Annotated in this window: 6 protein-coding genes and 1 pseudogene; 2 read left to right on the top strand and 5 right to left on the bottom strand. The window is 47.3% G+C overall.

The features are described from left to right. Positions 1-97, top strand: a pseudogene (locus NDA01_RS30750) (IS5/IS1182 family transposase); the annotation flags it as partial. A 1,282-nt stretch (positions 98-1,379) separates the two neighbouring features. On the opposite strand, the gene NDA01_RS30755 reads toward NDA01_RS30750, so the two are convergent. From NDA01_RS30755 to NDA01_RS30765, 3 genes are all read right to left on the bottom strand, one after another. Next, positions 1,380-2,435 carry a PDDEXK nuclease domain-containing protein gene (locus tag NDA01_RS30755; protein WP_348231036.1) on the bottom strand — a complete coding sequence of 352 codons (1,056 nt, stop codon included), beginning with the start codon at positions 2,433-2,435 and terminating at the stop codon, positions 1,380-1,382. A gap of 188 nt (positions 2,436-2,623) precedes the next feature. After that, positions 2,624-3,586: a ParB/RepB/Spo0J family partition protein gene (locus tag NDA01_RS30760; protein WP_348231037.1), complete on the bottom strand. Its 963-nt coding sequence runs from the start codon at positions 3,584-3,586 to the stop codon at positions 2,624-2,626. Between the two features lies 1 nt (position 3,587). Next, complete coding sequence (locus NDA01_RS30765) at positions 3,588-4,340, bottom strand: ParA family protein (protein WP_190560680.1); 753 nt, start codon at positions 4,338-4,340, stop codon at positions 3,588-3,590. A gap of 292 nt (positions 4,341-4,632) precedes the next feature. Here NDA01_RS30765 and NDA01_RS30770 point away from each other — a divergent pair, with 292 nt between their 5' ends. Further along, positions 4,633-6,495 carry a vWA domain-containing protein gene (locus tag NDA01_RS30770; protein WP_348231038.1) on the top strand — a complete coding sequence of 621 codons (1,863 nt, stop codon included), beginning with the start codon at positions 4,633-4,635 and terminating at the stop codon, positions 6,493-6,495. A 46-nt stretch (positions 6,496-6,541) separates the two neighbouring features. Here the strand turns inward: NDA01_RS30770 and NDA01_RS30775 are convergent, their stop codons facing one another. After that, positions 6,542-7,237, bottom strand: a complete 696-nt coding sequence (locus NDA01_RS30775) for a DUF6745 domain-containing protein (RefSeq protein WP_348231039.1) — start codon at positions 7,235-7,237, stop codon at positions 6,542-6,544. Next, positions 7,237-7,469: hypothetical protein (locus NDA01_RS30780; RefSeq protein ID WP_348231040.1), on the bottom strand; the 233-nt coding region annotated here is incomplete at its 5' end. The genes NDA01_RS30780 and NDA01_RS30775, both read right to left, overlap by 1 nt.

Genomic DNA, 7,469 nt, shown 5'->3' on the forward strand with positions numbered 1-7,469 from the left:
CTTTTCAGGGCGGTATCGCAACCGGAGAGAGCGGTTTGGCTTACGCTTGAACTTGATTGCTGGCTTGCTCAACTATGAACTGGCACATCCCTCTTGATTCATGCAGGAGGTCTACTAGGTATGCCTTCTGAGCTTCCTGAGGCAATGAGGAGCGATCGCCCTTCTTGCCTCTCGTCCCTTCGTAAAGCTCGTCAATCGTACAGTCGAATAGTTCTCGAGTTTTGGCCACTACGGCTTTCCGTCTGCCTTCAGCGCTGACTTTTTTGTCAAGCATCGATTGCTGAAAGTCTTTGTAGAGCGTGGCTCCGTCTACTCGTTCGTGCTTAGTGAGTTCCTGCGAGCTGTGGAATAGATCTAACTAGGAGTCCAATGCGCTCGGCTGCTGGAACCAGTTCAAAAACCCCATGGGCCTGCTCCCGTTCTTGTGAAGTGAAGATAGAAGAGAACAGTTGCTCTAAACCAAGCTTGATTAGCTCTAGTGCTCCAGGGACAGCGAGAAATTCCTTGACGATGAGGTAGCAGTACTCATAATCCCATGGCTCTGGTGTTAAGTTGAAGTCGTAGAGGATGAGGCTGTAGGAATCAAGGCAAGCATCATAGCAATTGTGGGCTATGAACCTGGCTAAAGTTTTAACCCAGGTTTACTTGTGTCTCAAATCGTCAAACTGCTGCCTCACATCAGCTTTGAAGTTCTGAGATTGCACAACGGCCCCATTGAAGGTGCTGAGACATTTTCATGCTTCGTAGGTCTGTTGCTTGAGTTCAGCTAGTTTCATCGCCTTGACCTCAGAGCTACTGTCATCAGAATACCTCTAGCGAAAAGCGAGACGAGAGGCAATGACTGTTCTCATAAATATAGCATACAGTAGTTCAATACAAACTGCATCACATTAATGAACATAAAGTTGAAGTACAACTAGTAGGCTAAGCTGTAGGTACCAGATTCAGGCTAACCAGGTACTCTGACAGATCGGGTAACGGTAGACATTGAAGGACTCAGAGAGCGAATTGACGAGGCGTACTCGGATAATCCGCTGTGAACTGAGCTGTCTCTAGCGCAAAAGCTGAGGCGGCTGCTTCTAGATGGATTAGAGAAGGTAGAAGGCGATCGCCTTCCAAAAACGGCGTTGCTGAATAGGTAATGATTTAAGCTGAGAGAGGAATTGTTCGATACTTCAAATAATGCAGGTGACATTGAGGACATTTCATACCTTCATTGTGCCAAAGTCAGCATTACTTTTTCAGCAACGCCCCAAAAACTTCTTCATCTACTTCCAAAGTCGATAGTTGAGTATGAATCTTTTAGGTTTGCTGAGTAGGTTCTCTACGATCGAGTGCACTACATTTAGAGTCAAGATGATTGAAGAATTCTGTCTAGCTTAATCACTATCCTCAGATGGCGAAGCTTCAATGCCTTGTAAAATGCTTTCCAATTCCATTTCCAATTGCTCTGGAGTTGGTAAACTTCCTCGTAATGATTCTGGCAAAGAATTTCGTAACTGGTAAGTTGATACTCCAATTGGCTTATTTACATCTCGCAAAGCATACTCAGCAGCTGTCTTCTTCTTACCTTTACAAAGGATGATACCAATGGTGGGGTTATCATCTCTATGCCGTAATAAGTCATCGACGGCTGAGATATAAAAACTCATTTTGCCTGAAAACTCGGGCTGAAACTCCTTAACTTTGAGATCAATCACTACAAAGCAACGTAATTTTAGATGATAAAACAGTAAATCGATGTAGTAGTCATCACCATCTACTTCTATGCGATACTGACTCCCAACAAAAGAAAAACCAACACCTAACTCTAGTAAAAAATCTCGAATGTGCTCGACTAGAGCAGTTTCTAACTCCCGTTCTTGTACGTCTTGACTAAGGCTTAAGAAGTCAAAATGATAGGGATCTTTGATTAATTGTTGAGCTAGGTCTGATTGTGGCTGGGGTAGAGCGCGGTCAAAATTCGTGATGGCACCTTCCATTCTTCGGTAAAGTCCACTTTCAATTTGATGAACTAGTACATTACGGCTCCAGCCGTGTACAACTGTTTGCTTCGCGTACCAAACTCGCTCTTCAGCATCTTTGAGTTTTTCCAGCAGGCTAATGTTGTGATACCAAGTAATTTGTCCAAACACATCTTGGACGATTGATTCATCAGGAAACGCTTGGGCAAATGCCCGCATGTAGAGGAGGTTGGAGCGAGAGAAGCCTTTGATGTCTGGAAGTTCTCGCTTCAAATCTGCTGCTAATTGAGTGATTATTTTTGCACCCCAACCAGCTTGCTGTTGCCGACTCAAAATATCTTTGCCAACCTGCCAATAAAGTAGCACTAGCTCCTTATTAACTGCTAAGGCCGCTCGAACCTGGGCGTTGCGAATCCGTTCTTTCAGGTTTCGCAGAAATTTTTCATAATCATTGGATGACAAATTATTCACTGTCTGAGTTCATACGATTGGTCAACCTATATAGCAATCACAGATTTACTTCTAGCGTAGATAAAGCTTAGTAACTCAATCGTCCAAGTGGTGCTTGGACAATTAGTTCGTTTGCACTATTCAATTCTAAAACTTACTTTCCATGAGCAGCGACTATTTCCCTCATGGCAAAAACAGCAGTGCAAATTTCACTCCACCAATGACTCAAGCTGCCCTAACAATTTCTCTAGTACTTTTGCCTTTTTTGGATCTTCCCAAATCTTGGCTTGCCTAACCCGCCGGTAAACATCTTTCATACGGTTTGGTAAAGCGCTGGGAACGCCCGTAGTTTTAGTAGGCTGGATTTCATGGATGCGCTTTTTGATCTCTCTAACTGAAAGATTGTGCTCTAAAGTTTCGGCAAGCAGCTGTTGTCGCTCTTGTGCATCCTTTACCTGAGCAATTGTTCGCGCTTTTGTATACTCAAGCTGGCCTTGCCGTAAAACATGGAGAACGTCTTCAGGTAAATTGAGTAAGGGTAAACGGTGGCTACGGAAGCTGTCTGGGCTTAATCTGCCGATAACCGAAAAGATTTGTCCTACAAGCTCCCATTGACTACGAACAACGTTGTTCGTAATTTCAGTACCTTGCTTTTGTAGATTGGCAACGTGATTGAGCAGAGAGACTGCCTCTTCTGGTGAGCACTCTAAACGAATTGAGAGTAGTTGAAGGATTGCCTCTGTTTCCTCAATTGGATTGAGATCCTCTCTTTGCAGATTTTCTAGAAGCGCTACTTGGATTGCATCTTGATCTGCAAGATCTCGGATTAGAACTGGCACTTTTTCAAGCTTGAGGGTTTGAGCTGCTCTGTAGCGACGTTCCCCAGCAAGCAGTTCATACCCACCCTCTAAGGACGGACGAACCAATAGTGGCTGTAAGATACCATGCTCACGAATTGAAGCAACCAAACTGTCCATTGCTTGAGGTGAAAAATAGCGTCGAGGCTGTTGTGAAGGTAAATGGATTTGGGCCAGCGACAAATATTGATCGCTGGGTTCTGCCTCTTGCTCTTGAAGCAGAACATTAGGCGTTACTCCTACAAAGTCAAGAAATTGCCTTGTCTTATTAGGGAACTCCATTTCATCCGCCATTGACAAGCGTTTTTTGGCCATATCACACTTGCTCCACAATTGCTTGAACGACTGCTCGATACGCTGAGGTTAGTTTCTGCTCAGAGGTGTATTGATGGATGGGTTCTCGGGCTAAATTTGACTCTGGAAACTGAACTGATTTAGGGACAGGTTCAAAAATTTTGATGCCTGTTAACTTAGCTTGTAGGGTTTTGAGAGCATCTTGGGTCGTGAGCGTGCGATCAGCCATAGTTGGCAAAACCCCCAAGATTTGTAATTCTGGGTGAGTGTCCTCATCTCGGATACCATCGATGGTTTCTAGCAGTTGTCGCAACCCTTCAAGCGCAAAGAATTGACACTGAACTGGAATTAAAACTGTATCTGCCGCCATTAAAGCATTTAGTGTCAGCATTCCTAAGCTAGGAGGACAGTCAATCAAAATATGCTCATAGTCTTGACGTAATGGGTTTAACTTCTTTCTAAGAATTCGGCTATTGTCTGCCACCGTTAGGATCTGCTTCTCTCCAGTCGCAAGGGAAATATCAGCGGGTAATAGACTAATGCCTGCTTTAGTTTCAACGATCGCTGCGGCTGCTTGTTGCTTGCGATCGATCAGGACTTCATAAGCCGTCTTCTGATCAGGTTGAATTTTTACCCCTAGCCCAGTGGTTAAGTTGCCCTGAGGGTCAAAGTCAACAACTAAACAAGAACCTTGCTCGGCTAGTAAACCTCCTAACGCGATCGTGGAGGTTGTCTTTGCTACCCCACCTTTTTGATTCGCGATCGCAATGATCATATTATTCTCAAGACCTTGATTTTTGTGCTAAAAAATCACTTTATTTGACTGATTCTATGACAAATTGAACGTTTTGTAGCTGCTGCTAGACAAAGAACAAAAAGAGGGCTAGAGATGAACCCTAAGCTCAATACCTTGTAGGAATTCAAATGGGTCGAAGCTTGCCTTTGTCCATTGGGATCAAGAAGGTGTTGCCGGCTCAATCCCATTCTTGAGGCGATGTGAAGCCTGCTGCGAAATTGGGCACATTAGGCTTGTAATTTGTCCTGGGCAGATGGAGAGGGAAGACGAAATGATTCAGATGAGTTACGACTTTGAGCAGGCTATCCTACCCGTGGGCGCTGCATTAAAGACGAACGTGCTCCTGCGGTTTCGGGCTGACACCCCTGAGTCTCCCCGACGGCAGCTGAACCTTTCCTTAGTGATCGATCGCTCAGGCTCCATGGCAGGTGCGCCTCTACATCATGCTCTCAAAGCCGCTGAGTCGGTGGTGGATCAACTAGAGCCAGAAGATACGCTCTCCGTGGTCGTTTATGACGATGCGGTGGATACGGCTATATCTCCTCAACCCATGACTGACAAAGCTGGGCTTAAAACTGCGATTCGTCGGGTACAAGCGGGTGGTATTACCAATTTGTCAGGAGGATGGCTCAAAGGTTGCGAGTATGTGAAAGCCCATCTGGACCCTCAAAAAATCAACCGCGTCCTGCTGCTCACCGATGGCCATGCCAACATGGGGATTCAAGACCCCAAAGTATTGACAGCAACCTCAGGGCAAAAAGCAGAAGCAGGCATTGTCACCACCACTCTAGGGTTTGCTCAGGGCTTCAACGAAGATCTTTTAATTGGCATGGCCAGAGCGGCCAATGGTAACTTTTACTTTATTCAGAGCATTGATGAAGCGACTGAAGTATTTAGTATTGAGCTAGACAGCCTTCGGGCAGTAGTCGGCCAGAATCTGCTTGTGACGTTGGAATTAGCAGCAGGAGTCAGCTTAGTTGACACTTTGAGCCTCGCTAAAGTGAGCCAGAATGACGCTGGGGCAACGGTGCTCTCCTTAGGAGAGCTTTATGAGGGCGAAGACAAACTCTTGGGCTTGAGTTTAGCTATTTCTGAGGCGGCGATCGCGGCCCTGCCTGGAAGTGAACTGCCCCTAATGAAGTTGCACTACAGTGCGGCTGTGGTTCAAGATGACCTGATTCAGAGCGTGTCAGGGACCACAGAAGTGGTGGCTAAAGTTGGGACGGTTGAAGAAGCGGCAATGGCGGCTTCGAGACATATTATTCTAGAGTTAAGCCGTCTAACCATTGCTAAGGCCAAAGAGACCGCTCTTGATTTGGCTGAGCATGGCAGGCATGAGTCAGCTGAACAAATCCTCCGCGACTTAATCCAAGACCTGCGCCAGCAAGGATTAAATGAGAATTTTGAGATTGCGGAGGAGATCGACCAGCTAGAGTATTTTGCCGGTCGCATCGCTCAAAAAGCTTTAGGTAACGCTGGGCGTAAGGAATTACGGGATCAGACTTATCAGACGATGAGCCGTAACCGCAGTGATCTCGTAGGCCGTGGAGTCACAGCGGGTGAGGAGGTATATGCCATGCCCACCGTGAGCGAAGTGGGTTCTGGTGTGGAACTGCACTGCGTTCGCGAAGGCGGTAAGCTGCGAGTCAAAGTCATATCTGAGGGTTATGACGGGACCAAGAATATTCAATTTCCTCGGGCTATTCGGGCTGAGGGAGCGCGTTATGTCGTCGAAGGACTAGAACTATCTAGCGATCTCAGCTTTTATCGAGTCAAAGGTGAGATCACTCGCTTCACTAAGCCGGGTGAAGTGGATATCTTTGTGACGGCTCGCTCCTCCAGACCTGCAAGTACGGGCAAAGCTTCGACCGGGCCTGCAAGTGCAGCGGATCTCTCCACCACCGATGCGGTCGGCAATGGTGTGCTAGTGCAATGTGTCAAAGAGGGCAGTAAACTCCGCGCTAGAGTGGTCTCCGATGCCTATGAACCAGATTGGAATATGCGCTTCCCTCGCTCCATTCGGGAAGAGGGGATGCTGTATATCGTGAATGAAGTGAAGACAGCACCTGATGGCAAGTCCTACATCGCCTGTGGGGAAATCAAGCGGTTTGTGCAACCGGCTCTAGCTTCCTAGATTGGTGCTGCTGCTCATCACCTACCAGTCATTGAGTGAGCCGCAGTTAAGCCTCAATCAACGGCTGGTAGTCGTCTGGATTGTCAAAGCCTGCAATCCAGGCGGCAGCTTGATGGCAGCTCCGCATATCAGGCGGAACGCGCAGGATATGGATGTGCCCTGTAGAAGGACAAGTGACCCTTAAGACCATGAGCGGTTCGTCATCTTCAAAAGCGACACAGATGAGTTGGCGATCGCCTCCGGTATCTGTGTCAGCATCGCGGATCACCCCTCCCACTTGCTGTAAAAACCGCTCATAGCCCAACCGCTCAATCAGCACCCGACGTAACTCAGCATTCTCGGTGTTGAGAATATCTTGCCCTGTCATCAACTGCGGCTCAAAGGCAATGCGATCGCTGACCTGCACGCCACGCCAGCGTAAAACAAAACCATGTCCTTTGGGTAAGCGAGTGATGCCACTTCCTGCCAGCTCAATCCAATGAGTTACATGCAGCCCTAAAGGAAGCGTTGTGAGGTTGACACAATCACTGATATCCAAGCTCTCACAAGTTAAATTCTCAGGAAGTGAGTAGAGGCTGGGTTCCCCACGTAAATCTAGAGGTCCTAGAACCTTGAGGCCATCCCCAGCTCGATGCTCCAAAATTAGCTTGCGAGCGCGATCGCTCGATACCGGTTCGTTTCGGCTGAGGCTTGGCTTGGCTGATTTTCTCGGCACCCGCCCGTTTGACATCAGGTAGCGCATTAGTCCATGACCTCTACATAAGCATCAGGTCGGTATTCCCGCTGTCGCCAAACTCGATAAAGCCCTTGGGGTAATTCAATGGCCTGATGCTCCTCATGAACCAAAGTGGCACTGGATTCCTTAACTTCCAGAAACAGATGATGACCCTGCACCCATAACTGAACGGCATTGGCCTCTTGTAGGCGATGGCTGTGTCCCGTCAGTTCACCCTCTGCTAGAGCCGCTCCTTCCC

It is taken from the genome of Trichocoleus desertorum AS-A10, from assembly GCF_039962155.1.
Taxonomy (GTDB): Bacteria; Cyanobacteriota; Cyanobacteriia; order FACHB-46; family FACHB-46; genus Trichocoleus.